The 26,647-nt window shown below is 75.6% G+C and carries 24 protein-coding genes; 10 read left to right on the top strand and 14 right to left on the bottom strand.

The annotated features are described in order from the left end of the window. Position 1: 1 nt before the first annotated feature. The 4 genes from AB0L34_RS03965 to AB0L34_RS03950 form a co-directional block, all read right to left on the bottom strand. Positions 2-1,378, bottom strand: coding sequence for a cellulose binding domain-containing protein (locus AB0L34_RS03965; protein ID WP_363701678.1), 1,377 nt, complete (start codon positions 1,376-1,378; stop codon positions 2-4). 130 nt (positions 1,379-1,508) lie between these two features. After that, positions 1,509-2,921 carry a carbohydrate-binding protein gene (locus AB0L34_RS03960; RefSeq protein ID WP_363701676.1) on the bottom strand — a complete coding sequence of 471 codons (1,413 nt, stop codon included), beginning with the start codon at positions 2,919-2,921 and terminating at the stop codon, positions 1,509-1,511. 72 nt (positions 2,922-2,993) lie between these two features. After that, positions 2,994-3,743 (bottom strand): membrane protein insertase YidC, encoded by a 750-nt coding sequence (locus AB0L34_RS03955; RefSeq protein WP_363701674.1) that lies wholly within the window; start codon positions 3,741-3,743, stop codon positions 2,994-2,996. Between the two features lie 97 nt (positions 3,744-3,840). Continuing rightward, complete coding sequence (locus AB0L34_RS03950; RefSeq protein WP_363701672.1) at positions 3,841-4,134, bottom strand: DUF6412 domain-containing protein; 294 nt, start codon at positions 4,132-4,134, stop codon at positions 3,841-3,843. A 317-nt stretch (positions 4,135-4,451) separates the two neighbouring features. On the opposite strand from AB0L34_RS03950, the gene AB0L34_RS03945 reads away from it, so the two are divergent. The 6 genes from AB0L34_RS03945 to AB0L34_RS03920 all read left to right on the top strand — a co-directional run bounded on the left by AB0L34_RS03945 (position 4,452) and on the right by AB0L34_RS03920 (position 10,647). Beyond that, positions 4,452-4,919, top strand: coding sequence for a hypothetical protein (locus AB0L34_RS03945; protein WP_363701670.1), 468 nt, complete (start codon positions 4,452-4,454; stop codon positions 4,917-4,919). A gap of 38 nt (positions 4,920-4,957) precedes the next feature. Continuing rightward, complete coding sequence (locus AB0L34_RS03940; RefSeq protein ID WP_363701752.1) at positions 4,958-5,305, top strand: hypothetical protein; 348 nt, start codon at positions 4,958-4,960, stop codon at positions 5,303-5,305. A 202-nt stretch (positions 5,306-5,507) separates the two neighbouring features. Continuing rightward, on the top strand, positions 5,508-6,656 hold the full coding sequence (locus tag AB0L34_RS03935) for a glutamate--cysteine ligase (RefSeq protein WP_363701668.1): 1,149 nt from the start codon (positions 5,508-5,510) through the stop codon (positions 6,654-6,656). Positions 6,657-6,669: 13 nt separating this feature from the next. Next, complete coding sequence (locus tag AB0L34_RS03930) at positions 6,670-8,049, top strand: FAD-dependent oxidoreductase (RefSeq protein WP_363701666.1); 1,380 nt, start codon at positions 6,670-6,672, stop codon at positions 8,047-8,049. 134 nt (positions 8,050-8,183) lie between these two features. Then, positions 8,184-9,605, top strand: a complete 1,422-nt coding sequence (locus AB0L34_RS03925) for a WGR domain-containing protein (protein ID WP_357459430.1) — start codon at positions 8,184-8,186, stop codon at positions 9,603-9,605. A gap of 163 nt (positions 9,606-9,768) precedes the next feature. Beyond that, a complete protein-coding gene (locus tag AB0L34_RS03920; protein ID WP_363701664.1) occupies positions 9,769-10,647 on the top strand; it encodes an aminoglycoside phosphotransferase family protein in 879 nt (292 codons plus the stop codon). Between the two features lie 12 nt (positions 10,648-10,659). Here AB0L34_RS03920 and AB0L34_RS03915 read toward each other — a convergent pair whose 3' ends face one another. After that, positions 10,660-11,469 carry a DNA-formamidopyrimidine glycosylase family protein gene (locus AB0L34_RS03915; protein WP_363701662.1) on the bottom strand — a complete coding sequence of 270 codons (810 nt, stop codon included), beginning with the start codon at positions 11,467-11,469 and terminating at the stop codon, positions 10,660-10,662. Between the two features lie 138 nt (positions 11,470-11,607). Between AB0L34_RS03915 and AB0L34_RS03910 the strand changes: the two genes are divergently transcribed. The 3 genes from AB0L34_RS03910 (at position 11,608) to rocD (ending at position 14,797) form a co-directional block, all read left to right on the top strand. Then, entirely contained in the window at positions 11,608-12,405 is a 798-nt protein-coding gene (locus tag AB0L34_RS03910; protein ID WP_363701660.1) for a UbiA family prenyltransferase, read from the top strand. 365 nt (positions 12,406-12,770) lie between these two features. Next, complete coding sequence (gene ddaH, locus AB0L34_RS03905) at positions 12,771-13,586, top strand: dimethylargininase (RefSeq protein ID WP_363701751.1); 816 nt, start codon at positions 12,771-12,773, stop codon at positions 13,584-13,586. Further along, the gene (gene rocD / locus AB0L34_RS03900) at positions 13,583-14,797 is read left to right on the top strand and encodes an ornithine--oxo-acid transaminase (RefSeq protein ID WP_357698084.1); all 1,215 of its coding nucleotides are present in this window, start codon (positions 13,583-13,585) and stop codon (positions 14,795-14,797) included. Before ddaH ends, rocD begins: the two co-directional genes overlap by 4 nt. A gap of 63 nt (positions 14,798-14,860) precedes the next feature. Here rocD and AB0L34_RS03895 read toward each other — a convergent pair whose 3' ends face one another. Beyond that, on the bottom strand, positions 14,861-16,006 hold the full coding sequence (locus AB0L34_RS03895; protein WP_363701658.1) for an FHA domain-containing protein: 1,146 nt from the start codon (positions 16,004-16,006) through the stop codon (positions 14,861-14,863). Further along, on the bottom strand, positions 16,003-16,296 hold the full coding sequence (locus tag AB0L34_RS03890) for a 4a-hydroxytetrahydrobiopterin dehydratase (protein ID WP_357459411.1): 294 nt from the start codon (positions 16,294-16,296) through the stop codon (positions 16,003-16,005). Before AB0L34_RS03890 ends, AB0L34_RS03895 begins: the two co-directional genes overlap by 4 nt. Positions 16,297-16,481: 185 nt before the next feature. Between AB0L34_RS03890 and AB0L34_RS03885 the strand changes: the two genes are divergently transcribed. Continuing rightward, the gene (locus AB0L34_RS03885; RefSeq protein WP_363701656.1) at positions 16,482-17,249 is read left to right on the top strand and encodes a hypothetical protein; all 768 of its coding nucleotides are present in this window, start codon (positions 16,482-16,484) and stop codon (positions 17,247-17,249) included. Between the two features lie 56 nt (positions 17,250-17,305). Here the strand turns inward: AB0L34_RS03885 and AB0L34_RS03880 are convergent, their stop codons facing one another. The 7 genes from AB0L34_RS03880 to AB0L34_RS03850 form a co-directional block, all read right to left on the bottom strand. Beyond that, on the bottom strand, positions 17,306-18,355 hold the full coding sequence (locus AB0L34_RS03880) for an acyl-CoA desaturase (protein ID WP_363701654.1): 1,050 nt from the start codon (positions 18,353-18,355) through the stop codon (positions 17,306-17,308). A 154-nt stretch (positions 18,356-18,509) separates the two neighbouring features. After that, positions 18,510-22,250: a hypothetical protein gene (locus AB0L34_RS03875; RefSeq protein WP_363701652.1), complete on the bottom strand. Its 3,741-nt coding sequence runs from the start codon at positions 22,248-22,250 to the stop codon at positions 18,510-18,512. Between the two features lie 47 nt (positions 22,251-22,297). Then, positions 22,298-22,618, bottom strand: coding sequence for a divalent-cation tolerance protein CutA (cutA, locus tag AB0L34_RS03870; RefSeq protein ID WP_350703705.1), 321 nt, complete (start codon positions 22,616-22,618; stop codon positions 22,298-22,300). A 9-nt stretch (positions 22,619-22,627) separates the two neighbouring features. Beyond that, the gene (locus AB0L34_RS03865; RefSeq protein ID WP_357459401.1) at positions 22,628-23,644 is read right to left on the bottom strand and encodes a 1-acyl-sn-glycerol-3-phosphate acyltransferase; all 1,017 of its coding nucleotides are present in this window, start codon (positions 23,642-23,644) and stop codon (positions 22,628-22,630) included. After that, entirely contained in the window at positions 23,644-24,477 is an 834-nt protein-coding gene (locus AB0L34_RS03860; protein ID WP_357459398.1) for a patatin-like phospholipase family protein, read from the bottom strand. The genes AB0L34_RS03865 and AB0L34_RS03860 overlap by 1 nt, the downstream gene beginning before the upstream one ends. 124 nt (positions 24,478-24,601) lie before the next feature. Continuing rightward, positions 24,602-25,663, bottom strand: a complete 1,062-nt coding sequence (locus AB0L34_RS03855) for a glycosyltransferase family 4 protein (RefSeq protein WP_363701749.1) — start codon at positions 25,661-25,663, stop codon at positions 24,602-24,604. Positions 25,664-25,849: 186 nt separating this feature from the next. Further along, positions 25,850-26,521: a BON domain-containing protein gene (locus AB0L34_RS03850; RefSeq protein ID WP_357459394.1), complete on the bottom strand. Its 672-nt coding sequence runs from the start codon at positions 26,519-26,521 to the stop codon at positions 25,850-25,852. Positions 26,522-26,647 lie beyond the last annotated feature (126 nt).

Below are 26,647 nucleotides of genomic sequence, written 5' to 3'. Positions count from 1 at the left end.
GTCAGGGCAGGGTGGCGAGGTGGGGGGCCACCGTGCGGGCGAAGGCGTTGCCGTTGGTCACGTCCCAGTTGACCGACCAGGTCATCGCGCCGCGGATGCCCGGGTAGGTGCGCGGCGGGCGGAAGCTGCCGCAGTTGGTGCCGCGGGCCAGGCAGTCCAGCGCCGCGTTCACCACGCTCGGCGCGACGACGCCGCCACCGGCCGCGCCCGGCCCGGCCGGCAGGCCGAGACCGACCTGGTCGGGACGCAGCCCGGCCTCCAACTGGATGCAGGCCAGCGCGACGACGAAGTTCACCGTCCCCTGGGTGTACGCGGCGTTGCGGTCGCAGCCGAGCATCGCCCCCGAGTTGTAGAACTGGGTGTTCACGACGGTGAGGATGTCCTTGATGTCGAGCGCGAGCTTGAAGTAGCTGCTGCCCGGGGACTGCATGTCGATGGTCTGCGGGGCCATCGCGATGATCAGCCGGCTGCCGACCTTGGCCCGCAGCGAGCGCAACGCCTGCGCCATGTAGGTCGGGTTCAGCCCGTTCTCCAGGTCGATGTCGACGCCGTCGAAGCCGTACCGCTGGATCAGGGCGTGGACGCTGTCGCTGAACGCCGCGGCGGAGGCGGCGTCGTTGACCGCCACCCGGCCCGTCTCGCCGCCCACCGAGATGATCACCTTCTTGCCCCGGGACTGGAGGGCGCGCACGTCGGCGGAGAAGTCCGCGTCGGTGTAGCCGCCGAGGGCGGCGGAGAGCCCCGGGTCGACGGCGAAGGTGACGGCGCCGGGAGTGGCGGTGGCCTCGGCGAACGCGACCGCGACCACGTCGTACTCGGCGGGCACGTCGCGCAGCCGCAGTTCCACGGCGGGGTTGTCGAAGTTGTGCCAGTACCCGGTGAGGATGTGCTTCGGCAGCCCGGTGTTCGGCGGCGGGCTGGTCGGGGGCGGCGTGGTCGGCGGCGCCGTCGTCGGGGGCGCGGTGGTGGGCGGGGTGGTGCCGTCACCGCACGACGCGCCGTTGAGCTGGCAGTTGGCCGGGGCGCCGGGCCCGTTGCCCAGGAAGCCGAACGAGACGGAGGCGCCCGGGGCGATGCTGCCGTTCCAGGACCGGTTGGTGAAGGTGTACCGCTGGCCCGACGAGGTCAGCAGGGCGTCCCAGTACGAGCCGACGGTCGTCCCGGCCGGCAGGTCGAAGGTGACGGTCCAGCCGTCGACGGTGGTGCCGCCGGCGTTGGTGATCGTGTACCTCCCCTCCCAGCCCGACCCCCAGTCGGACGTCTTGACGAAGCTCGCGGTGGCCCCGGCGGCGAACGCCGGCATCGCCACCCACACCGCTCCGACCGCCGCGACCACGGCGGTGACCAGCGACAACACCAGAGATCTGGACCGTTTCACAGCACCCTCCACACCCGGACGACATCCATCAGCATCAACATTGACGCCTATTATTAGGACTGTTAACTGTTTCTGTCCAGGGGTGGCCGGGCGGGGAACCCGGGCGTTCGCCGCCCGGGTTCCCCGCGGCTCAGCGGCGGAAGGTGAACCAGTTGACGTTGACGAAGTCGGCGGGCTGGCCGCTGGTGAAGGTCAGGTAGACCGTCCGGCGGCCGGTCGGGCCGGCGACGTTGCCGGGCACCGAGCGCCAGCTCTGCCAGCCCCCCGTGTTGGCGATCGCGAAGCTGCCGATCGGCGGGCCGGTCGGGCTGTCCAGCCGGACCTCCACCAGGCCGCTGACCCCGCCCGCCGCGCCGGAGGCGACCCGGGCGACGAAGTCGCGCGGCGGGGTGGCTCCGAACTCGACGTTGTCGAAGCGCACCCAGTCGCCGTTGCGCAGCGCGCCGATGTTCTGGCCGCCCTCGGCACACGCCTCGACGATCACTCCGTTCTGCGCGCTGAACGACTCCGCCTGGATCGTCGCGTACGCGTCCCGCACGCCACCGGGAGGCGGGGTCGTCGGCGGCGGGGTGGTGCCGCCGCCCCGGCTGTAGACGGCCACGTAGTCGACCAGCATCGGCCGGCCGGGGACGGTGGCCGCCGTCGGCGTGGCCGAACCGGCGACCCCGTTCGGGAAGGCCCCGCCCATCGCCACGTTCAGCAGCAGGAAGTAGCCGGCATGGCCGGTCATCTGCGACCAGTACGGCTCGCCGACCCGGGACTGGCTCACCGTGTGGTAGAGCTGGCCGTCGACGTACCAGCGCAGTTGCTGCGGGCTGACCGAGGCGTCCCACTCGAAGCGGTACGTGTGGTACGCGGACTGGCAGGTGCTGCCGGGACAGGGCCGGGACGCGCCGATGCCGTTGAACTCGTCGCACGGCCCGCCGGGGGCCACGCCGCAGTGCAGCACGCCCCAGACCGAGTTGATCCCGTTGACGTTCTCCATCACGTCGAACTCGCCGATGCCCGGCCAGTTCTGGTAGTTGCCCCGGTAGGGCGAGCCGAGCGCCCAGAACGCCGGCCAGTAGCCGGCCGCCTCGGCCCCGGTCACGTTCGGCATCTGGATCCGGCCCTCGATGGCGAGCACGCCGCCGGAGGGGGGCTTGAAGTTGCTGCGTACGGTCTCGATGCGGGCGGAGGTCCAGCGGCCGGAGGCGTCGCGCAGCGGGGTGATCCGCAGGTTGCCGCCGCCGTCGTGGCTGACGTTCGCGGTGCTGTCGGTGTAGGTCTGGATCTCGCCGGTGCCCCAGTTGGGCGGGCCGCCGGGGTAGCTGGTGCCGGTGTCGATGATCCAGTTCGCGGCGGACGGCAGCGTGCCGGCCGCGCCGGTGAAGTCGTCGCTCCACACCAGACTCCAGCCGGGCGCGGGCGCCGGCACGGCGGCGTTCGCGGTCACGGTCACCCCGGCCAGGGCGGTGGTGGCGACAACGGCGAGCAGGGCCGACGCCAGGGCCGGCCGGCGTCGTGGGGGCGGGGCGGCGGGGGCCGCCGGGGTAGGTGTCATGGACGTGCCTCTCTGCGGTGACGGGTCGAGAGAGCGCTCTCTCACGAGTTGTACGTGCCGACCCGACAGATGTCAATGTCGATCGATGCCTGCCGGCGCGACCTGCGGGCGGCGCAGCACCGCCTGCTCCAGCTCCGACCAGGCGGTCGTGGTGACCAGGTAGATCACCGCGGCCAGCGGCAGCACCAGCGCCACCAGCACGGTCGCGTACGGCAGCAGCGGCAGCAGCCGGCCGAGCACCGCCGCCCCCGGTCCCTCCGTCGGCGTACCGGCCACCGTGCCGGTCGCGGCCGCGGCACGCCGCATCCGCCGCGACGTCCACCACGCGAGGGCGAGCAGGGCTGCCAGCAGCACGCCGAACAGCGGCAGCACCGCCCCGCCCAGGCCGTCGCCGAGGTGGTGACCCAGCGGCACCCCGGCGAGCCGCTCGGCGAGCAGCCCCGTGCCGCCGTCGGCGGTCGTGAAGAGCCGGTACATGACCAGCAGGACCGGCGCCTGGAGCAGCATCGGCAGGCAGCCGGCGACCGGGCTGGCGCCGTTGGCCCGGTAGAGCGCGAACAACTCGCCCTGCAACCGGGCGGGGTCGTGCGCGTACCGCCGCCGGAGGTCGCGGACCTCGGGGGCGAGCGCCGCGCGACGCCGCTCCCCGCGAACCTGCGCGAGGGTCAGCGGCGAGATCAGCAGCCGGACGGCCACGGTGAGGACGACGATCGCGGCGGCGGTGGCCGCGCCGCCGGCCAGCGGTTCGAGCAGGGTGGTGAGCCAGGAGAGCGCGCGGCCGGCGGCGCCGACGGCGTCGTGCAGTGGTGCGAAGGCGAGCATGGTGATCCCTCGTTCCGATTCCGGGTGACGGCCCGACGGGACGACAGGGCGTCGTCGAGCCTCGGGTGACGACGGAATCGGCCGCGCGGCGGCGGCGCTACGCGGCCGAGGGAACGGCCCCGGGCGCCCGGGGGCGGGGACGCCCGGCGGCGTCCGGATCGACCTGCCGGGGCACCCGGCGGCGGCGGGCCCGGGCTCGCAGGGCGGCGGCGCGGCCGGCCCGGGGAGCGCCGACGCGGCCCGCCGCGTGCAGCGCGAGCACGGCGGCGAGCAGCACGACGGCGGTCAGTGCGGCCCCGGCGAGCAGCCCGGCCGGACGGTCGGCGAGCAGGGCCAGGTGGGTGAGCGCGTACGCCCACGTCCCCACCACGATCCGCCACGCTCCCGGCACGCCGACCAGCCTAGGGCCCGCTGTCACGCCGGCCGGCCCGATCGGCGACTCCCGAACGCCCTGACCTGCTGTTTTACGACAGATCCGGGGTGGACGGAGCCTCCGTGGGAGTGGTACGACTTGGGGCATCGACGAGCCAACGCCGGCCTGTCGTCACTCCCGGTCACCGATGCGCAGTCCGACCCGTCGGGCAGGCCGCCGAGCCGACCGGGCCAGCGGGAGCGGGCCCTCCCGGCACACCCCTCACGGCCGGGCGCCCGCCCGGCCCGACGGGCCGCCTCGACGAGGTGGTGGGCCATCACCGCCAAGGAGCCGCCGTGCCCCACACCCGCATCCGCCCGCGGCACCAGCCCTTCGAGATCGCCGTCATGGCGACCGCCCCCGTCTGCGGGGTCCTCCTGATCGCCCTGGGGGTCCGGCCGCAGTCGGTGGAGATGGCGATGCCGGGTCCCATCCAGGTGGGGTGGGAGTTCGGCCTCGTCGTCGCCGGCGTCGCCGGGCTGCTCGGCATCTTCTGGCCCGGCCGGCTCTCCACCGCCCTCGGCATCGAGCTCGCCTCGGTGCTGATGCTCGGCACGGTCACCGGCATGTACGCCGTCGCCGTGGCGGTGGTCGCCGGGCAGCAGGGGGTCGCCGCGACCTCCTTCGTCGGGGCGGTGTCCATCGGGTCGGGCTGGCGCGCCGCACAGATCGTGCGCGACCTGCGCGCCCTCACCCGGGCCGCCCAGGCGGCCCAGCCCGCCGGACTGGGCGGCGGCGTGGCCTCCACCGGAGGTGGAACGTGAACGTGTCCGCGCCGAGCGCGCCGCAGTGGGTGCAGGTCCTGCTCTCCGTCCTCGGGGTCCTCGGCGGCGCCGGCGGTCTCGCCGCCATCGCGACCGTGGTGGTGCAGCGTGGCAAGTTCAAGGCGGACGCCGCCGACACCCTCACCGACGCCGCCCTCACGCTGGTGCAGCCGCTGCGCACCCGGGTCGCCGAACTGGAGGAGACCGCCCTGGTCACCCGGGCGCAACTCGAAGCGACCCGCGAACAGGTGCAGCAGCTCCGGGCCACGGTCTGGGACCTGCGCCGGACGCTGGACCGGTGGCGGGAGGCCATCCTGGCCCAGGACGCGACCCTGCGCCGGGTCCGCGCCATGGTGCAGGACGGCGAGGACGACCGCAGACGGTGACGGCCCGGCGGCGAGGACGGCCGCCGGCGACCGCTCCGCGCGGCCTGCCGCCGGCAGCGGTGACGCCGGGCGGGCCCGCACGCGACGGGCGACACGCCGGTCGACGCGCCGGGCCGCGTTTCCGGACGTCGGCACGGTGGGTAACCACCGGCCGACCCGGCACGGACGGACCGCGGCCGGGCGCGAACGGACGGTGGTGGCGATGACCGGCCAGGTGGCGGAGGCCCCGAGCGCGGCGGCCGAGGGGACGGATCTGCTCACGGTGGGTGTCGAGGAGGAGTTCCTGCTCGTCGACCCGCACACCGGGGCCGCGGTGCCCGCCGTCGACCTCGTCATGGAGCAGGTGCCGCCCGAGCTGCGCGGCCAGGTGGAGCGGGAGTTCCAGACCAGCCAGATCGAGATCGGCAGCCCGCCCGGCCTGGAGCTCTCCTCCATCCGGCACTCCCTCGGGATGCTGCGAGCCGCGCTCGCCGACGCCGCCGAGCGGGCCGGCGTACGGCTGCTCGCCATCGGCACCGGGCCGGTGGACGGGCCGGTGCCCCCGGTGGTCGACAAGCCGCGCTTCGACCGGATGGTCGAGCGGTTCCGCCTGCTGGTCCCCGGCCCCGGCAACAACGGCATGCACGTGCACGTCGGGGTGCCCGACCCGGAGACCGGGGTGCAGGTGCTCAACCACGTCCGGCCCTGGCTGCCGGTGCTGCACGCGGTGACCGTCAACTCCCCGTTCGCCAAGGGCGAGGACACCGGGTACGCGAGCTGGCGGTCGATCGAGTGGGAGCGCTGGCCGTCGGTGGCGCCCACCCCGTTCCTGGAGTCGCACGAGCACTACGAACGGCTGATCCGGCAGCTCGTCGCCAGCGGCGTGATGCTCGACGAGGGGATGCTCTACTGGTACGCCCGGCTGTCGGCCAGGTACCCGACCGTGGAGATCCGGATCGGCGACGTCTGCCCGTCGGTGGACGACGCGGTGCTCGTCGCCGCGCTGGTCCGGGCCATGGTGGCGACCGCGCTGGACGACATGGCCGCCGGCCGGCCCGCCATCCGCACCGACCACCACCTGCTGGTCGCCGCGCACTGGCGGGCGGCGCACGACGGGCTGGAGGGCGACGGCGTCGACCTCACCGACGGGGAGCTGCGCCCGGCGTGGGAGCTTTTCGACCAGCTCGTCGAGCGGCTGCGCCCGGCGCTGGAGCGGCACGGCGACCTGGACGAGGTGACCGACCTGGTCGGCGGGCTGCGCCGGCACGGCAGCGGGGCGGCCCGGCAGCGCGCCGTCCTCGCCCGCGGCGGCACGCTCGTGGACGTGGTCTCCGACGTCGCGCGACAGACCCGCGGGGCGGGTCGCCCGTGACAGGATGGTCCCCGTGGCGCAACGGCTGATCATCATCGGTGGCGACGCGGCGGGCATGGCGGCGGCGTCCCAGGCGCGCCGCCGCCGCGACCGCGGCGATCTGGAGATCGTCGCGTTCGAGCGCGGGCACTTCACGTCGTACTCGGCCTGTGGCATCCCCTACTGGATCAGCGGGCTGGTGCCCGAGCGGGACGAGCTGATCGCCCGCGACCCGGCGACGTTCCGGGAGAAGTTCGCCATCGACGTGCGGATGCGGCACGAGGTCACCGCCATCGACATCGAGCGGCGCGAGGTGGTCGCGCGGGACCTCGGCAGCGGCGGCGAGGTCCGCGAGCGGTTCGACACCCTGGTGTACGCGACCGGCGCGGTGCCGACGAAGCCGGACTGGGCGCGTACCGACACCGGCGGGGTGTTCGGCGTGCAGACCCTCGACGACGGCGCGGCGCTGCGCGCCTGGCTGGAGTCCGAGCCCCGGCCGCGCCGGGCGGTCGTGGTCGGTGGCGGCTACATCGGCGTGGAGATGGCCGAGGCGCTGATCCAGCGCGGGCTCTCCGTCACGCTGGTGGAGCAGGCCGAGCAGCCGATGTCCACCGTCGACCCGGACATGGCCGAGTTGGTCACGGACGCGATGCGCGCGATCGGCATCACCATCCGCACCGGCCTCGCCGTCACCGGGCTGGAGGAGACCGACGGCCGGGTCTCCGCGGTGGTCACCGCCGAGGGGCCGATCCCCACCGACCTGGTCGTCCTCGGTCTCGGCGTACGCCCCAACACCGCGCTCGCGGAGGCCGCCGGCCTGCCGCTGGGCGTCACCGGCGGGGTCCGGGTGGACCGCCGCATGCGGGTGGCCGGCGTGCCGGGCGTCTGGGCAGCCGGCGACTGCGTGGAGACCGTGCACCGGGTCACCGGGATGCCGGTGCACGTGCCGCTGGGCACCCACGCCAACAAGCAGGGCCGGGTGGCCGGCATCAACATCGGCGGCGGGTACGCCACCTTCCTCGGCGTGATCGGCACGGCCGTCACCAAGGTCTGCGAGCTGGAGGTGGGGCGCACCGGGCTGCGCGAGCGGGACGCCAGGGCGGCCGGCTTCGAGTTCGTCTCCGTGATCGCGCAGTCCACCAACCGCGCCGGCTACTACCCGGGCTCCCGCCCGATGACGGTGAAGCTGATCGCGGAGAAGCCCAGCGGCCGGCTGCTCGGAGCGCAGATCGTCGGCTGGTCCGAGGCCGCGAAGCGGATCGACACGCTCGCGGTGGCGCTGTGGAACGGCATGACGGTGGACGACATGACCGCCCTCGACCTCGGCTACGCCCCGCCGTACGCCCCGGTCTGGGACCCGGTGCTGATCGCCGCCCGCAAGGCCGTCGACGCCCTGTCCGCCACCGATCGGTAGGCGTACCTTTCCGCCTGAGGTGGAGGAGGGCTTCGTCCCTGTCTCGGGCAGCTTGTCGGGGGTGGCGGTTACCGTGTGCCCGCTGTCGCCGCGCCGGCCACGTCGGGCCGGTCGCTGACCCCTCGGAGGCCCCCTTGTCGCAGGAGACGACCTACCTCGAACTGTCCGAAGTGGACGGTGGCGCGCACAAGTTCTACGAGGTCGTGGTCGACGACGCCGCGCTGACCGTCCGCTACGGCCGGATCGGCGACCAGGGCCAGGTCAAGACCACGGCGTACCCGGACAACGCCCGGGCCCGCGCGGCCGCCGCCAAGAAGATCGGCGAGAAGGTCCGCAAGGGATACGCGCCGGCCGTGCGCGGCGCCCGGCAGAAGCGCGCCGTCTCCCGGCGACAGATCGTCAGCACCCGCTCCACCGCCCGCACCGCCCCGGTGCTCTGGCGCTACGACTCCGGCGCCCCGGCCTTCGGCATCTTCGTCGACGGGCAGACCTGCATGGTCGGCAACGAGCGCGGGGTCATCACGACCCTCGGTCACGACGCCCGGGTGCTGGACCAGGTTCGCCTCCCCGACGGGGTGAAGTGCATCGTCGCCGACGACGCCTGGATCTACGCGGGGTGCGACGACGGCAACGTCTACGACCTGTCCGGCAAGGTGCCCCGGGTGGCGTACGCGATCGCCCCCGACATCGACATCTACTGGCTCGACATCCACGACGGGGTGCTGGGCGTCTCCGACGCGGACGGCGGAATCGCCGCCGTCGACCACGAGGACGAGTTCCTCTGGCGCCGGGCGGGGCGCGGCCGGTCGGCCTGGATGGTGCGCTGCGACGCCGACGCGGTCTACCACGGCCACTCGCAGGGGGTGACCGGCTACGACTGGCGCACCGGGCAGGAGCTGTGGCACACCCGCACCGGCTCGGTGCTCTTCGGCTGGCAGGAGCCCGGCGCGGTGTTCGCCGGCACCGGCACCCGGGAGGTGGTGCGGCTGGCGAAGGACGGCCGCACCGAGCGCACCTACCGCTGCGACGCCCCGGTCTTCTCCTGCGCCACGGCCGAGGGCGGCCGGTTCGTCTTCGCCGGCGACAGCCAGTCCTCGATCTACTGCTTCGACGCGGCCGGCAACCGGCTGTGGAAGCTCGGCACCGGCTGCGGCTCGGCCTACTCGATGCAGTACCACGAGGAGCGGCTCTACGTGGTCACCACCGGCGGCTACCTGGCGTGCGTCGACGCCAGCGAGCCGGCGATCCGGGCGGCGGAGGCCGGCAGCGTGCCGGAGGTGGTCGACGTCAAGGCCCCGCCCCGGCTGCCGGAGCCGGCGGCGTGGACGACTGTCGAGGTGACCAGCGACGTCGACGGCGGCGTGGTGGTGCAGTGCGTCGAGGACCGCGGCCGGCTGCGCGTGCACGTGCTCTCCCCCGGCTACCGCCAGGACTGGTCGGTGCAGTTCCCCAAGGGCATCCGCGAGCCGGGCGCGCGCTACCTGGTCACCCAGGTCCGCGAATCCGGCCGGGGCGGCTTCTACCGGGCGTACGGCGACATCCGCCGGCTGCGGTGACGACTCCGGTCCGGGGGCGGTGCGGGACCGCCCCCGGACCGGTTCAGCGGCAGGCCGGCGGCCCGTCAGCGGCAGCTCCAGCGCACCGCCCAGCCCCTGTTCCAGACGGCCCCGGCCCGGAAGCGGTTGTACGCGACAAGCCGGCGTGGCCGAGGATGACCGGATGGCCGTGGACCTGGAGATCCCCGACGGGCTGCGCTGGACCGAGGAGGTCGAGGCGGGCCGGGCGTGGCGGGCGGTGCTGCCGGCCCGGCTGGCGGAGTGCGTCGAACGCTGGCAGCTACGGGTGGGACGCCCCTTCCCGTACGCCTTCGCGTCACTGGCCCTGCCGGCCGCGCTGCCCGACGGCACGCCGGCGGTGCTCAAGCTCCAGTACCCGGACCCGGACAGCGTGCACGAGGCGACGGCGCTCGGACACTGGGCCGGGGCGGGGGCGGCCCGGCTGCTCGCGCACGACCCGGACCGGCGGGCGCTGCTGGTGGAGCGGTGCGTGCCCGGCACGCCGCTGCACGAGCTGCCCGCCGACGCGGCGCTGGACGTGGCGGTCGGGCTGCTGCCCCGGCTGTGGCGACCGGCCGGCCCACCGTTCACCCCGCTCGCCGAGGAGGCCGCCGGGTGGTGCGAGCGGCTGCCGGCGAACTGGGAACGGGCCGGCCGGCCGTACGAGCGGCGGCTCCTCGACGCGGCGCTCGGGCTCCTCGGCGACCTCGTCGGCAGTCAGGGCGAGCAGGTGCTGGTCAACCAGGACCTGCACGCCGGCAACGTGCTGCGGGCGACCCGGGAGCCGTGGCTGGTGATCGACCCGAAGCCGCTGGCCGGCGAGCGGGAGTTCGGCGTCGTGCCGCTGGTGCGCGGGGCGGAGCTGGGGCACTCGCCGGACGCCGTCCGGCACCGGCTGGACCGGCTGAGCGCGGAGCTGGGGCTGGACCGGGAGCGGGTGCGGGGCTGGACGGTCGGGCAGACGCTGGCGTGGAGCATCGGCGAGGGGCAGGTCTTCCCGCAACAGGTCGAGGTGGTCCGCTGGCTGCTCGGTTCAGGGTGAGCGCGGCGGGCGTCAGGCCGGTTGGCAGGTGGGGCACCAGTAGAGGTTGCGGCCGGCCAGCTCGCCCCGGCCCACGGGCGTGCCGCAGACGTGGCAGGGCGCGCCGGGGCGGCGGTAGACGTACACCTCGCCGCCGTGCCGGTCGACCCGGGCGGCGCGGCCCATCGCCTCGGGCAGGTGCGCGTCGCGGACGGTGTCGATCCGGCCGCGCGCGACGGCTTGCCGCATCAGCGTCACCAGGTCGGCCCAGAGTGCGTCCCAGCCGGCGCGGGGCAGCCGCCGCCCCGGCAGCGTCGGCGGCAGCCCGGCCCGGAACAACGCCTCGGTGACGAAGATCAGCCCGGTGCCGGCCACCACCGACTGGTCCAGCAGCAGCGCGGCCAGCGGCGTGGGGCTGCGGGAGATCCGGGCGTACGCCCGGTCGGGGTCGGCGTCGGCGCGCAACGGGTCGGGGCCGAGCCGGCCGCGCAGCGCCGCCACCTCGGGTGGGGTGAGCAGTTCGCAGGCGGCCGGGCCGCGCAGGTCGAGCCAGTGCCGGTCGCTGGTCAGCCGCAGCCGCACCTGGCCGACCGGCTCCGGCGGTTCCCCCGCGCCGTCGGTGAACGTGCCGTAGAGCCCGAGATGGACGTGCAGCGTCAGCTCGCCGGCGTGGTGGTGCAGCAGGTGCTTGCCGTACGCCTCGGTGGCCTCCAGCACGGTGCCGGCGAGCCGGGCCGCGCCCTCGGCGAAGCGGCCCTGCGGGCTGGCGGCGTGCAGCTTGTCGCCGGCGAACAGCTCGGCGTGCCGCGCGGCGAGTCGGTGGATGGTGTGTCCCTCGGGCACGCCGGCAACGGTAGCCGGGACGGGGCCGGCGCCGGCGCGGCCGGGTGTCGCGGAGGTCGCGGCTGGGTACGTCGGGTTCGTTACCGCGCGGGCGCCACCCGCTCCATCGGCCGCCGCGCATTCATCAGGAGGTGTGTTGTGGTCAAGATTCCTTCCCTGTCGCGCCGGACGGAGCCGGTGCCGACGGACGACGACGCGGGCGCCCGGGACCGGGCCGAGGACACGGGCCGGGCCGACCGCCCGGTGGTGTCCGCCCGGGACAGCGACCAGGCGACCTACCGCAGCAGCGCCGCGGCGGGAGCCGACGGTCGGGCAACCGGACCCGACGGGCGGGGCGGCGACGCCGAGCGGCGGGCGGCCGAGCGCGCCGCGGTCGCGCGGGCGGCCACCGCCCGGCCGGCCGACGACGACACCCGGCGCAACCCCCGGATCGCCGACGCGGACCCGGCCCTCGAACGGACCGTCGACGGCCGGACGGTCGACCTGGACCGGGACGCGGCGGCGGCGCGGGCCGCCGGGACGGATCGGGACCGCCGGGTGGACCACCCCGTCGACCGGGACGGCGACGGCGTCGCCGACCGCACCCCGGAGCGGCCGGCGGTCGCCGGCCCGAAGCCCCGGGCCAGCCTGCTCGCCACGCTCGGCCTGGTCGTCGGTGTCGCCGGCGCCCTCTTCGTGCTCACCGGCACCCTCGCCGGGTACGGCATCGGGCTCGGTGCGGTCGGCGCGGTCCTCGCCGTGCTGGGTCTCGTGGCCACCCGGCGCCGGCACATCGCGGGCAAGACCGACGCCCTGCTGGGCATCGCGTTCGGCCTCGGCGCGGTGGTCCTGGGCGTGCTCGCGATCACCGGCCAGTTCGACTGGCCGACCACCGACGGCGACTGGGTGGGGCGCCTGCGGGAGTGGCTCGACTCACAGTTTGCGGACCGCCTCTAGCGGGCACTGTCGGGCTCGCCGGCGGTGCGCCGGCAGTGCCGGTGGTTCATCGGCGACGCCCGACCAGCCTGGTGGTTCACCAGCCGGGCACATCCTTTCGGGGGCGGCGGTTCGCCGCCCCCGAAGTGCGTCCGGGGTCGGGGACCCGGGCGGCCGGGGGACGGGCGGGCGGCGACCGCGGACCTCTCCCGCCAGGACGCAACGATTCGACGGCTGCACGTCCTCATACGCAACGATCGTCCGCCCCACGCAACCATCACCGGTGGATCCTGTCGGCCCGGCCCGCATAGCGTTGACGGACGGCGCCAGCCCCGTGGGCCGAAGATGGCCGGGGCGCGCCCGACCCTGGGAGCAGGACAATGACGATGGACGCCACCAGCCAGCGCTTCCTGATGTGCCGGCCGACGTACTTCGCCGTCGACTACGCGATCAACCCGTGGATGGACCCGACGGCCCCGGTCGACGCCGACCTCGCCGTCCGGCAGTGGGAGCAGCTGCGCCAGATCTACCGGGACCTGGGCCACACCGTCGAGGAGATCACTCCGGTGCCCGGGCTGCCCGACATGGTCTTCGCCGCCAACGGCGGCACGGTGATCGACGGCAAGGCGATGGCCGTGCAGTTCCGCGACCCGCAGCGCGCCGACGAGGCCCCCGCGTACCGCGCCTGGTTCGAGGCCGCCGGCTTCGAGATGCACGACCCGAAGCACGTCAACGAGGGCGAGGGCGACATCCTCCTGGCCGGCGACTTCCTGCTGGCCGGCACCGGCTTCCGCACCGCGCACGCCTCGCACGCGCAGCTCCAGGAGGTCTTCGGCTACCCGGTGGTCACCATGCAGCTGGTCGACCCGCGCTTCTACCACCTGGACACCGCGCTCACCGTGCTCGACGAGCGGACCGTGGCCTACCTGCCGGAGGCGTTCTCGCCCGGCAGCCGGGCCGTACTGCGCCGGCTCTTCCCGGACGCGGTGCACGCCACGCTGGCCGACGCCGAGGTCTTCGGGCTGAACGCGGTCAGCGACGGCCGGCACGTGGTGCTGCCCGCGCAGGCCACCGGCCTGGCCGCGAAGCTGCGCGACCGGGGCTACGAGACCATCGGCGTCGACCTGTCCGAGCTGCGGAAGGCCGGCGGCGGGCCGAAGTGCTGCACGTTGCGACTCCGTCAGGGAAAGGCGAGCAAGTGATCGAGGACATGCTGCGGACGCCGGAGGCGGTCCGCGACGCGGAGCGGTGGACCGCGCACAACTACCACCCGCTGCCGGTGGTCATCTCCTCCGCCGAGGGCTCCTGGCTGACCGACGTGGACGGCCGCCGCTACCTCGACTGCCTGGCCGGCTACTCCGCGCTGAACTTCGGGCACCGGCACCCGCAGCTCGTCGCGGCCGCGCACGCGCAGCTCGACAAGCTGACCCTCACCAGCCGGGCGTTCATCCACGACCAGTTCGCCGACTTCTGCCGGGAGCTGGCCGAGCTCTGCGGCAAGGACCTCGTACTGCCGATGAACACCGGCGCCGAGGCGGTGGAGACCGGCATCAAGGTGGCCCGCAAGTGGGGCTACCAGGTCAAGGGCGTGACGCCGGGCCAGGCCAACATCGTGGTCGCCGAGGGGAACTTCCACGGCCGCACGACCACCATCGTCAGCTTCTCCACGGACGAGGACGCCCGCGCCGACTTCGGGCCGTACACCCCGGGCTTCACGGTCGTGCCCTACGGCGACCTGGACGCGCTGACCGCCGCCATCGACGAGAACACCGTCGCGGTGCTGCTCGAGCCCATCCAGGGCGAGCAGGGCGTCGTCGTGCCGCCGGAGGGCTACCTGCCGGGCGTACGCCGGGTCTGCACCGAGCGGAACGTGCTCTTCGTCGCCGACGAGATCCAGTCCGGCCTGGGCCGCACCGGCGCCACCTTCGCCTGCGAGCACGAGGGCGTCGTGCCGGACATGTACCTGCTCGGCAAGGCGCTGGGCGGCGGCATCGTGCCGGTCTCCGCGGTGGCCGCGAACTCCGACGTGCTGGGTGTGCTGAAGCCGGGCCAGCACGGCTCGACCTTCGGCGGCAACCCGCTGGCCTGCGCCGTCGCCACCGAGGTGGTCCGGCTGCTGGCCACCGGCGAGTTCCAGCGCCGCTCGACCGAGCTGGGCGCCCGGCTGCACGCCGGCCTCCAGTCGCTGGTCGGGAAGGGCCTGGTCGCCGTGCGGGGCCGCGGACTGTGGGCGGGGCTGGACATCGACCCGGCGCTGATGAGCGGCCGGGAGGCGTGTGAGCGGCTCGCCGAGCGCGGCGTGCTGGCCAAGGACACCCATGGCTCCACCATCCGGCTCGCCCCGCCGCTGGTGATCACCGAGGAGGAGATCGACCACGCGGTGGCCCAGCTCGCCGCCGTGCTGGCCGGCTGACCCCGTACGACAGCGGCGGGCGTCGGGACCACGGTCCCGGCGCCCGCCGTCGTCTGCCGGCGGTCAGCGGGGCAGGCGCATCGCCATCGTGGGGGCCTCGGCCATTACCGAGTTCGGCGTGTACGGCGCGCCGGCGGGAAGCTCGCCGGGCCGGCCGATCTGCACCCCGGGGTAGAGCTCGACCATGTCGCCCTCGGCCACCACCCGCGACTGCTTCGGCGCCAGCGGGACGCGGTCGCTCTCCGCCATCGACCCGCCCGGCCGGATGCCGGAGCCGTTGGTGCTCACGTCGGTCACGATCACCTCGCCGACCCGCAGCTCGAACCGGACGTGGCTGCGGCTGATCCAACGGCGCGCCTCGTCGTTGAGCCACTGGCCGAGCACGATCCCGCCGGCCTGGTCGGGCGCCCGGCCGACCAGCGCCGGCCGGTCCTCGGTCAGCACGAAGCGGCGCCGGATCAGCCCGCCGACGCGGACGGCCAGGACCTCGCTGCGCGGTCGCGGACCGGCGTCGCCGAGCCGGACGCCGTGCCGCGGGCAGGTGGGCGCGCCACCGCGCAGGGAGGGCGGAGGCTGGGCGGCGGGGCTGCGCTCCACCCGGGCCAGGTCGGCGAAGGACCCGCCGCCCCCGCCGCCGAAGAGCGCGCAGCCCGGCTCCGGGCAGCGCCACTGCCGGGAGAGCAGCTTCACGCCGGCCGGCGACCGGTCGCCGGAGACCGGGGTGTGCCCGCCGCCGACGTGGGCGACGAAGGCCGGCCCGCCGGCGCCCGGCACCGGGGCGAGCACGCGGCCGGGCTGCTCGACCAGCCACGGGTAGCGCCCGCGCAGGCCGTCCGTCCGCACCCGGGTGAGCACCGGCAGCCCGAGCAGGTCGGCCACCTCCACCATCCGGTCGCCCGGGTTGTCGAGCACCTCGACCAGCCCGTCGTCGGCCCACCGGCGGACCACCATCCGCTCGTTGGAGGTGAGGTCGGCGTCGGAGAGCAGCGCCCGGTGGACGACCGCGTAGACGGGGACGCTGTCCTCCTCCAACTCCCGGGCGAGGGCGTCGATCACCATGCCGAGGCGGAGCAGACTGGCCGGCCGGCCGCCGTCGAGGTCCTGGTAGCGGATCACCTCGGCCAGGTCGAGGACGGCCCGGGCCAGCGACGGGTCGGTGCAGACCCGCCCCTCGATGGCGTCGAGCACCTTGCTGATCTCGAATCTCATCGGACGCTCCCCACGATCTCGTCGATCCGCCGGGCCAGTTCCAGATCACGCCGGGTGACCCCGCGCGCCGAGTGCGTCACGCAGCGGAACGTCAGGGTGCGCCAGCGGATGTCGATGTCGGGGTGGTGGTCCAGCTCCTCCGCCGTCACGGCGACCCGGTCGACGACCGCGATGGCCTCCGGGAAACTGGCCAGCTCCACGGTGCGGGTGATCCCGGTCGGGTCTCCCGACCAGCCCGTCAGCCCGCCCAGCTCGTCTCGCACCGCCTCGGCGGTGAGCACGTCTGCCATGGGGAGACCCTACCGGGAGGGGCCGGAACGACGCCGACCAGCGGCGGGAGGTGTGTCCCACCCGGCAGGCGGCGGGGCGGGGCATAGATCCGCGGCTGTGGACGGCGGACGTTAGGCTGACCGGCGGCCCGGCCGGGCCGCGACCGGCGTCGCCCCGGCCCACCCTGCCAGAGGAGATTCTCAGCATGAACACTCGACGGCTGGCGACCACGGGGGTCGCTATCGTCGCCGCGCTCAGCCTCGGTCTCACCGGGTGCGGCACGAAGACGGACGCGGACGCTCCGGCCGGCAACGGCACGGGCGCGGCACCCGCCAGCTCGGCCCCGGCGGACGCCCGCGCCGAGCTGAGCGCCGCCGCGCAGAAGCTCAACCAGCAGAGCGTCCGGATGGAACTGAAGTCGGCGGTCGTCAACGGCAGCGGTGTGATGGACCCGGCCACCAAGACCGGCGACATGACGATGAAGCTGGGCGCGGAGGGCACCTTCCGGATCCTGCTGCTCGGCGACGACGCCTACCTGAAGATCACCGGTATGCAGGGGATGCCGAAGAAGTGGCTGCACATGGACACCACCAAGCTCGGTAAGAGCGGCCAGTTCAACCTGATGCCCGAGGGCGACCCGGGCGGCGCGAAGCAGATGATCGAGAGCGTGGTGGACGTCGAGAAGACCGGCACGGGCAGCTACGCCGGCACCCTCGACTACACCCGCACGAAGGCCGACGACCCGTCCATCAAGGCCCTCGGCGAGAAGGCCAAGGCCGTCCCGTTCACCGCCAAGGTGGACGACCAGGGCCGGCTCGTCGAGTTCGCCATCGACACCAGCGTGCTGCACGAGTCGCTGGGCATGATGACCACCACCTACTCGGACTTCGGCGCCCCGGTCACCGTGAAGAAGCCCGCCGCGGGCGACACGCAGGAGGCCCCGCAGGAGCTGATCGAGTCCATGGGCTCCTGAGCCCGACCGCACGGAGGCGGGGGCGGCGCCGGTCGGCGCCGCCCCCGCCGCGCGTCTCAGCCGCGCAGCGGCCGGCCCACCTCGTGCAGGTGCGCGAGCGCCTGGCGGTACGACTCCACCAGCCCCGTCTCGGCGTACGGGATGCCCCGCTCGACGCAGTACGCGCGCACGATCGGCTGGGCCCGGCGCAGGTTCGCCCGCGGCATGTTCGGGAACAGGTGGTGCTCGATCTGGTAGTTGAGCCCGCCGAGCGCGACGTCGACGAACCGGCCACCCCGGACGTTGCGGGAGGTCAGCACCTGCTTGCGCAGGAAGTCGAAGTCGTCGTCGGCGGTCGGCATCGGCATGCCCTTGTGGTTGGGGGCGAACGAGCAGCCCATGTAGAGGCCAAAGAGTCCCTGGTGGACGGCGACGAACAGCAGCGCCTTGCCCGGGGACATCGCCAGCAGCAGCCCGCCGAGGTAGCCCACCGCGTGCAGGCCCAGCAGCAGCGCCTCCACCCTCCGGTGCCGCATCGGGGTGCGGAACCCGCCGTCCGGCTCCCGCCCGACGACCGCCCGCACGCTCGCCACGTGCAGGGCGAGCCCTTCCAGCAGCAGCATCGGGAAGAACAGCCACGCCTGTCGGCGGGCGAGCCAGCGGTTGACGCCGCGCGTCGCGGCGGCCTGCTCGTACGTCCAGACCAACGCGCCCGCCCCGACGTCCGGGTCCTCGTCCTCGTGGTTCGGGTTGGCGTGGTGCCGGTTGTGCTTGTCGACCCACCAGCCGTAGCTGAGCCCCACCGCCAGGTTGCCGGTGAGCAGGCCCACCGCCTCGCTCGGCCCGCGCCGGCGGAACATCTGCCGGTGGCCGGCGTCGTGGCCGAGGAACGCGACCTGCGTGGTGGCGACGGCCAGGAACACGGCGACCAGGAGCTGCGCCCACGAGTCCCCGACCAGCCCGACCGCGACCCAGCCCGCCGCGAAGACGCCCAGGGTGAGCACGATCCGCGTCACGTACCGGCCCGGGCGCCGCTCCAGCAGCCCCGCCCCGCTGATCCGCCGGGACAACTGCGAGTAGTCACTGCCCCGCCTTACCGGCGGGTCCGCCACCGCTGCGAGCACCATTGCGGCTCCCGTTCCTCGATCTCGGATACCGCGCCGGCCGGCGCGCCCCTGCCGTCCAGTCTCCCGAGCACGGTTGCGCTAAGTAACCCTGTCCACCCCCCGAGCGGGGGTAGGGAAGGCCCTACCCCCGGCCGCCGGGCGCGGAACCCGGCGGTCAGCCCATCCGCCCGACGGCGGCCCGGAGCCGGGCCAGGTCCCGTCGCCGTCGCTCGTACGTGGCGGCGAGGCCGATCAGCACGAACCCGCCGACGGCCAGGAAGATCCACCGGGGCAGCAGGTCCCACCCGCGGACCAGCTCGTGCAGCGCGAGCAGCGCCAGGGTGACCCCGCCGAGCAGCACCGGCGCCTGCCAGCGACGGGTCGCCCCGGCGAGCACCGTGCCGAGCGCGGCGGCCCCCAGCAGCAGCCGCCGCCACGGCTGGGGATCCGGCGCCACCAGCACCGACACCAGGCTCGGCAGCAGCGCGGCCGCGAGCCCCGGGCCGAGCGCCAGCCAGCTGGTCAGCCCGGGCCGGGTGCGCAGCGCCGCCACGCCCACCCCGAGGGCCAGCGCCGCCGCCGGCACCGTGTACGCCTCCAGGACCGCCACTCCCCCGGCGGCCAGCAGCAGCCAGCCGCCGAGCAGCTCGCTGCCGCCGGCGATGCCCGCGAACGCCCAGCGGCGGCCCGCCGGCTCGCCCCGGCGCAGCACCCGCAGCGCGACGGCAGCGCCCCACAGCACGCAGACCGCCGCCGCGTGCCGGAGCGCCCCGACCGCGAGCAGCAGCGCGACCAGCGCCACCGCCTGGGCGGCCGCGTCCAGCACCGCCGCCGGGGCGGACCCTTGGCGGGCCGGGGCGGCCCCGACCGGCGCCCGGTGGCCGCCGAGCAGGGCGGCGGCGGCCAGCGTGAGCACCGCGACGGCGAGCACGCTGAACGCGGCCGCCCGCAGCGGCAGCCCGCCGGCCAGCGGTGCGGTGACCGCGAGGCCGGTCGCGGCGGCGACCGCGACCAGGCGACCGACGAGCCGGGCGTCGTCCCGGCGGGCGGCCACACCGACCACGGTCGCCGCCACCACCAGCACGCCCAGGCCGGCGAGCGTGCCCGCCCTGGTGGCCACCAGCCCGAGCAGCCCGGAGGCCGTCAACGCCAGCCCCACCGGCACCCCGACCGGGGCGAGCAGCGGGCGCGGCGCGGCCAGCGCGGCGACCAGCACCGCGACCACCCCGACGGCCAGCGTGGCGGCCGGCGCCACCGGCCACGGCGCGCCGGCGGCGACCAGCAGCACCGGCAGGGCGGTCGCCGCGAACGGCAGCGCGACGAGCGCCGCCCGCCACCACCCGCCGCGCGCCGATGCTCCGCCGCCGGCCCCGACGGCACCCGGCATGCCGGCACCGGACCCGAACGCACCCGGCGTGCCAGCACCGCCCCCGACGGCGCCGGACCCGCCGGCGCCGGGCCGGACCGCGCCCGGGACAGTTCGATCGGGCCCCGCCGCCAGCAGCGCGGCCACCGCCAGCGCTGCCAGCGCCACGCCGACCGGGAACGCCTCCGGGACGGGCTCGACCGCGGGCGCCCCGGACCAGGGCGACACCCCGCCGTACGGGGCGAGGAGCGCCGTCAACGCCACCGGCGCGGCGGCGGCGAGGGAGACCACCAGCAGCCCGACGCCGGCCACCCGCAGGACCGTGTCGGAGCGCGCCGCACCGCTCAGCGTCACCAGCAGGACCGCCACGGCGGCGTAGAGCGCCACCGATTCGTCGGCCGGTACGACCACCGGCACCAACCCGACCGGCGCGACCGCCACGGCGAGCCCGACGGAGGCGTACGCCCGCAGGTCGGGCCAGTGCCGGCGGACCGCGAGCAGCCCGACCGGCAGCACCGCGACGGCGGCCAGCGCCGCCCGCGCCTGCCACCAGGCCGGCGCCCCGGCCGCGATCAGGGCGACGGCCGCGACGGCCGGCACCGCGGGCGACGCGACGGCCAGGGACACCCCGGCGATCCCGCGCTGGACGGCCGTGCCGCGCCGCCCGGCGGCGGCCACGGCGAGCCCGGCGGCCAGGACCACCGCGAGCGCCGCCCCCGCCCCGCCGGGGGCGGCGAGCCCCACCAGCAGCCCGTGCCCGAGCAGGAGGGCTCCGGACGCCGCCGCCGTCACCGCCGTCCCGGACCGGGCACCGGGCCGCCCCACCCCGACGGCCAGCAGGCCCACCCCCGCCGCCAGGTCCAGGGCCACCACGGCGGGCCACGGCGACGGCCAGCCGGCGGGCACGGCGAGCACGGTGGCCGCCACGGCGAACGCGGCCAGCGCCGGCCGGGCGGCCCGGGGCAGCAGCAGCCCCACGGCCGCCAGGGCCAGCGCGATCACCACGGGCAACTGCCAACCCCGGGCGATGTCCGGCCCGGCGGCGGCGCCGTGCCACGGCGGCAGCGACCGACCGACCGCACCGCCGGCGAGCACCACGGCCCCCAACACGGCGAGCTGGGCGGTCCCCCCGGCCACCAGCAGCGCGCCGACCCGGGGACCGGTCCGCCAGCCGGCGGGCAGCAGCCGCACCGCGCCGGCCAGCGCCACCACGACCAGCGCCGTGAGCACCGGTGCCGCCCCCAGCTCCGCGACGGGGCGGACGACCGCCCCGGCCAGCACCGGCACCAGCAGCCCGGCGGCGACGGCGCGGAACACCCGACCGCCGGTGAGCACCGCCGCGCCGAGCAACGTCAGCGCCACCAGCAGCAGCGGCCCCCCGGCCAGCAGCGGGGTGCCGGCGGCCCGGCCGAGGGCCAGCGGCACCAGCGCGCAGCTCGCGGCCACGGCCAGAGCGCCGGCGTACCCGATCCAGGCGACGACGCGCCCGGCGATGACCACCGGACGCTCCCCCGGTCCGCCCACCGCACCGGGTGGCGCGACGGGCGGACCGGGCGGCGCGACCGTCGGCCCCGGCACCGCCACCGCCGGCGTGGGTGCCCCGGCCCCGGGGGCCGCGACCGTCGGTGCCCCGCCGGGCCGGGTCGCGGCGCCACCCGCCGGGCCGCCCCGCGGCCGCAGCGCGACCAGCACCGCCAGGTCGAGCAGCGCCACCCCGACGAAGACCACCGCCCAGCCGGCGGCGTCCGGCCGGGCCCCGACGGCGAGCAGGGGCAGCACCGGATGCGCGGTCACCAGGGCCGCGAACCACGGCACGGTCAGCCCGCTGAGCCGGGCGTAGCCGGCCGCGACCGCCGCGCCGGCCCCCCCGACCAGCGCGGCGTAGCGGGTGCCGGGCCAGCCGGCCACCCCGAACAGGTCCACCGTCCACGCGGCGTACCCGTCGAGGAGCACCAGCAGCAGCCCCACCGCGGCGAAGGTCTCCGCCGTGCCGCGCAGCCCCCGCCGCACCGCCACCAGCGGCGCGGCCAGGGCGAGCGCGGTGAACGCGGCCAGGATCAGGGCCCGGCCGGCGACCCCGACCGCCGCCCAGGCGACCGCCGTGAAGACCACCGCCGCGGTGCCCAGCAGCAGTCCGCCGAGGACGAAGAGCAGGCTCTGGACCGTCCGGGTGGAGGTCTCCGCCCCGCCCACGACGGCCGGCGCGGGGACCGGCGCGACCGGCCCCCCGACGGGCCACACCGGTGCCGGGCGGGCCGGCGCGGATGCCGGGACGGCGGCGGGAACCGGACGCGCGGCGGGGCCGGGGAACTCCGCCCGGATCGCGGCGGCCAGCTCCGCCCGGCGCCGCCGGCTCGCCGCCAGCCGGTCGACGAGCCCCTGGTACGCCGCGCGGGCCCGCTCGACCTCGCCGCCGAGCGCGACGATCTCCCGGTCGAGCCGGATCACCTCGGCGGCGGCCGGGTACGGCGGTCGCCCGCAACCGGAGCAGCCGGAACCGAGGGAGGCCGGCGCGCCGCAGGCGGGACAGGGGTAACCGGTGTTGTGCACCCGGCCATTGTCGGCCGGCTCCCGTCACCGCCCCAGAGTGCGCGTACTCAGGGCCGGGTGTGCTCGTGCACCCAGGCGGCGTACGCGGGGTCGCCGCTGTCCACCCGGGTCACCAGGATCTCCGGCACCTCGTACGGATGGCTGGCGCGGATCTGCTCCACCAGCGCGGCGGCCCGGTCCGGCGCGGTCTTGAACTGCACCGACCACTCGGTGCTGGTCTCCACTCCGGAACGCCACCAGTAGGTGCTGTCCACCTGGCCGCCCACCTGCGCGCAGGCCGCCAGCCGCCCGGCGACGGCCGCGGCCGCCAGTACGTCGGCGACCGACCGCGCGTCCACCACCGTCGTCACCACGCAGATCTGGTCCACCAGCGCACCCTACGCGGCGCCGTCCCGATTGGCCGCGATCCACTCGTCGATCCGCGCCCACCAGTCGAAGAGCCAGTCGATCCGCTCCTGCCGGCCGGTCGGCACCTCCTCGGGCGGCACCGACCAGAAGCGCATGACGATCCGCTTGTCCATCGGCAGTTCCCGCCACACGTCGGCCACGGTGAGCATCCGGTCCAGGCCGGTGTGCGCCACGAAGATCACCCCGGCGTCGGGGGCGGCGTCCAGGGCCGCGAGCAGCCCGCCGGGCTGCGGGGCGAGCACGTGCCGCATCCGTTCCGCGCGCAGCGCCATGCGCTCCAGGCCCAGCGCGCGCAGCCGCGCGATGGCCCGCAGCCGGCGGCGCGGGGTGAAGTTGCCGCCCTCCGGGAAGATCACGAAGGCGTCGTCGTCGTCCAGGCCCTCGGCCAGGTGCCCGATCTGCTCGGTCACCGAGCCCCGCCCGTCCGGGCCGGGCGCGAGGAAGCGGTTGGGCAGCCGGTTGAGCAGCACGTCGATCGCCGGATCCCACTGGAGGCTGTCCTTGAGCACGATCCGCGGCTCCCGGTTGAACCAGTTCACCAGGGCGTGGATCAGGATGAACGAGTCGCCGGGGCCGGCATGCCGGCAGAGCACCAGTTCCGGCCGGCCGGGCAGGGCCGTGTCGGGATCGGTGCCCACCACGTCGATGCTCAGGTGCAGCGTCCAGCGGGCCTGCCAGAAGAGCACCCGCAGGAACCAGCCGGCGAGCACGTAGTGGGCCCGCTGGAAGGCTGGCGAGCGGGCCCGCCAGCCGAAGCCGGAGGCGACCCAGAGCCCGAAGAGCGCGAGCAGCGCCGCCGCGTCCCAGACCAGGTAGACGCAGCCGATCCAGAGCAGTCGCAGCGGCCGAAGCCGGCCCGGGACCAGCGGCGAGGCGGCCGCCGCGAGCAGCGCCCAGACCGGCAGGGTGGTCACCACCAGGAAGGCGAGCAGCACCACGCCGGGGGCCAGGAGCACTCGACGCACCCACCGCGGCGGCAGGGGCATCAGCGCTCCACCTGGGTGGCCAGGTAGTGCCGCGAGGCCGTGTAGGCGCGGCTGATCCGCCGCCCCACCGCCGCCATGTCCCGGTACGCCCACGGCGTGTCGTCGCGCGGGTTCAGCCCGCCGGTGGGCAGCACGTGCACCTCCACCCCGTCGGGCAGGGCCGCCATCTCCCGGGCGAACCGGTGCCGTCGGGCGATCTCGAACGCGACCTGGGCGATCTCCCAGGGTCGCCGGGGCGGGGTCAGCTCCCGCTCGATCCGCCCCACCTGGAGTACGAAGATCCGCCCGGCACCGGCGGCGACGGCCTCGCCGATCGGGATGGAGTTGACAATCCCGCCGTCGACGTAGTGCTGGTCGCCGATCTGGGCGGGCGGCAGCAGCCCCGGCACCGAGGCGGAGGCCAGCACGGCCGGCACCAGCGGACCGCTGTCGAACCAGTGCTCGGCGGCCCGCTCGATGTTCGCGGCGCAGCAGCGGAACGGCACCTGGAGGTCGGCGAAGGTGGTCTCCGCGCCCAGCTCGCTCTCCAGCAGCTTGCGCAGCGGGCGGGGCGAGTGCAGGTGGGTCCGGGCGGCGAACCGGCGCAGTTGCCGGGCCACCGAGTCGCCGTACACCTCGCTCGCCTCCGGCGAGGCCCAGAGCCGGACCAGCCGGTCGGTGACCGCCTCGGACGGTTCGGCGGCGACCAGGGCGCCGTTGACCGCCCCGATCGACGTGCCGAGCACCATGTCGGGCCGGATCCCGGCCCGGAACAGGGCCCGCAGCATGCCCACCTCGACCGCGCCGAGGACTCCCCCGCCCCCGAGCACGAACGCCACCGGTCCCCGCGCCATGGCCTCATCCTGGCACGGGCCGGAAAGCGGCCGTCCGGTGCCGGTGCCGGCCGGGCCCCGGCGCGCCGGACGGCGCGGGCTGAGCGAGCCGCCGGAGAGGCCGGTCAGGTACGGTCGACCGGGGTCAACGCCCGGCCACCCGGGCCGGCTCCCGGACCCCGGCGGACCGGGCCGCGTCGGCGATGAAGCGGCGGTACACCTGCTCGTAGCCGGCGGCCATCTGGGCGGTGGAGAAGTTCTGCGCCACGCGCGCGACGCAGTCCGCCGGGTCGAGGCCGGGCACGGCACGCAGCGCGTCGGGCAGGTCGTCCACGCCCTCGCAGATCAGGCCGGTCACCCCGGGCCGGACGAGTTCCGGCACGGCCCCCCGGTTCAGGGCCACCACCGGGGTGCCCGTTGCCATGGCCTCCACCATCACCATGCCGAACGGCTCCTCCCACTGGATCGGCATGATCAGGCACCGGGCCTCGACCAGCAGCCGCAGCGCCTCCGCCCGGTCGGCGTCGAGCACCACGTGGACGTCCTCGCCGAGCAGGGGCCGGACCGCCTCGTCGAAGTAGCGACGTTCGGGCGGCTCGTTGCACTTGCCGGCGAGCACCAGCGGCAGGCCGGCCGCCCGGCACGCCCGGATGGCGACGTCGGGGCCCTTGTCGGGGCTGAACCGGGCCAGCCAGAGCACCGGGCCGTGGCTGGGCGCGGTCTTGTGCGGGATGCCCTGGACGTCCATCGCGTTGTGCACCGTGCCGACCCAGGGCAGTCGCGGGTTGAGCCGGCGCTGGGCGTGGGAGATGGCGACCAGCCCGACGCCCGGGTCGGTGTCGCTGAGCACGGCGCCGTACTCGCCCACGGGGTTGCCGTGCACGGTGGCCACGGTGGGAACCGCCCGGCGGCCGGCGACCAGCGGGCCGATCGTGGTGTGGTCGTGGACGACGTCGAAGTCGGCCGCGTCGACGAGGTGGTTGACCCGGGCCAGGTGGGCCAGCTCGGGCAGCGCCTCGCCGAGCCGCTCGTACTGCAGTTCCGGCACGGTGGAGACGAAGTCGGCGGGGGTGCCGTGCTCCTGGCCCGCCCCGAACACGGTCACCGCGTGTCCCCGTTCGGTCAACGCCTCCACCAGGCCGGTCACCACCTGTTCCAGCCCGCCGTAGCCGGGCGGGGGCATCGACAGCCACGGCGGCACCACCATCGCGATCCGCAACGGCCGTTCCGCCGCCCGGTCGGTCGTCAGGTGGTTCACGGCCACGAGTCCTCCCCGTCGGTCGGTGGCGCAGGTGGGCAGCCGACCCGGATGCGCTCCGGCCGGTCACCCCACACGGCGGGATCGATGGCGGTTTCCCGGTGACGGCACGACTAAACCGGACAAGCCGGACGTTCAGCCGCCCACGAGGAGCCGGTCCCGCACCGCCCGCACTCCCGCGGCGGACCAGGCCAGCCGCTCCGCCTCGTCCCGTTCCCACCAGGAACGGACCACGCCCCCGAGGATCACCGTGTCCCCGTCCAGCTCGACGGTCACCCGTTCGGTGCCGATCCCCCGCAGCAGCGCCCGCTGCAGGTCGCGCCGGATCCGCTCGGCGTCCGGACGGGCGGCGGGGCGCACCTCGACCAGGTTCGTCACCCCGCGTACGCCGCGCAACCGGCGCACCTCCCGTTCGGCGGTACGCCGCTGCCAGCCGAACTCCACCTCGCCGCGCAGCATCACCCACCCGTTGGCCACCGTGACGTCCAGCAGCTCGGCGGGGACGAAGCTGTCCCACTCCAGCGCCCGGCTCACCGCGATCGCGATCTCGGCGTCCGTATGCCCCGCCTCGCCGGGCAGGCGCACCTCGATGTCGTCGGCGACCGCCCGCACCCCGCGTACGCGCTGCGCGCAGCGGTGCGCCGCCCACTTGCGGGCGGCGCCGTCCACCCAACCGGTCAGCGTGACCACGCCGTCGGCGACGGTCACCCCGATGTCGTTCGGCTGCACCTGGGCGTCCCAGGCCAGCTCGTCGAGCACGTCCCGTTGTATCCGATCGTCGGTCCGGACGGCCGCTGCCGTGGTCATCGCATCCCTCCGTACGCCTCGCCGGGTCTGCCACCGACGATGCCGGACCGACGGGTGACGGCGGCTCACCCGCACCGGGCGAACCGCCGTCAGAGGAAGCGGGGGGGGTGGGGGGCTCACCCCCCA

Origin of the sequence: Micromonospora sp. NPDC052213 (assembly GCF_040679695.1) — a bacterium.
Taxonomy (GTDB): Bacteria; Actinomycetota; Actinomycetes; order Mycobacteriales; family Micromonosporaceae; genus Micromonospora.
This window is presented reverse-complemented; position numbering and strand designations above follow the sequence as displayed.

Bases quoted from the DNA above. Each gene is read 5' to 3' on its own strand.
- AB0L34_RS03860 (WP_357459398.1), bottom strand. From the start codon at position 24,477: ATGGCGCGGGGACCGGTGGCGTTCGTGCTCGGGGGCGGGGGAGTCCTC.
- AB0L34_RS03960 (WP_363701676.1), bottom strand. From the start codon at position 2,921: ATGACACCTACCCCGGCGGCCCCCGCCGCCCCGCCCCCACGACGCCGG.
- AB0L34_RS03955 (WP_363701674.1), bottom strand. From the start codon at position 3,743: ATGCTCGCCTTCGCACCACTGCACGACGCCGTCGGCGCCGCCGGCCGC.
- ddaH (WP_363701751.1), top strand. From the start codon at position 12,771: ATGGACGCCACCAGCCAGCGCTTCCTGATGTGCCGGCCGACGTACTTC.
- AB0L34_RS03920 (WP_363701664.1), top strand. From the start codon at position 9,769: ATGGCCGTGGACCTGGAGATCCCCGACGGGCTGCGCTGGACCGAGGAG.
- AB0L34_RS03855 (WP_363701749.1), bottom strand. From the start codon at position 25,663: ATGGTGGTGCCGCCGTGGCTGTCGATGCCCCCGCCCGGCTACGGCGGG.
- AB0L34_RS03850 (WP_357459394.1), bottom strand. From the start codon at position 26,521: ATGACCACGGCAGCGGCCGTCCGGACCGACGATCGGATACAACGGGAC.
- AB0L34_RS03935 (WP_363701668.1), top strand. From the start codon at position 5,508: ATGACCGGCCAGGTGGCGGAGGCCCCGAGCGCGGCGGCCGAGGGGACG.
- AB0L34_RS03895 (WP_363701658.1), bottom strand. From the start codon at position 16,006: ATGAGATTCGAGATCAGCAAGGTGCTCGACGCCATCGAGGGGCGGGTC.
- AB0L34_RS03865 (WP_357459401.1), bottom strand. From the start codon at position 23,644: ATGCCCCTGCCGCCGCGGTGGGTGCGTCGAGTGCTCCTGGCCCCCGGC.
- AB0L34_RS03890 (WP_357459411.1), bottom strand. From the start codon at position 16,296: ATGGCAGACGTGCTCACCGCCGAGGCGGTGCGAGACGAGCTGGGCGGG.
- AB0L34_RS03880 (WP_363701654.1), bottom strand. From the start codon at position 18,355: ATGGTGCTCGCAGCGGTGGCGGACCCGCCGGTAAGGCGGGGCAGTGAC.
- AB0L34_RS03885 (WP_363701656.1), top strand. From the start codon at position 16,482: ATGAACACTCGACGGCTGGCGACCACGGGGGTCGCTATCGTCGCCGCG.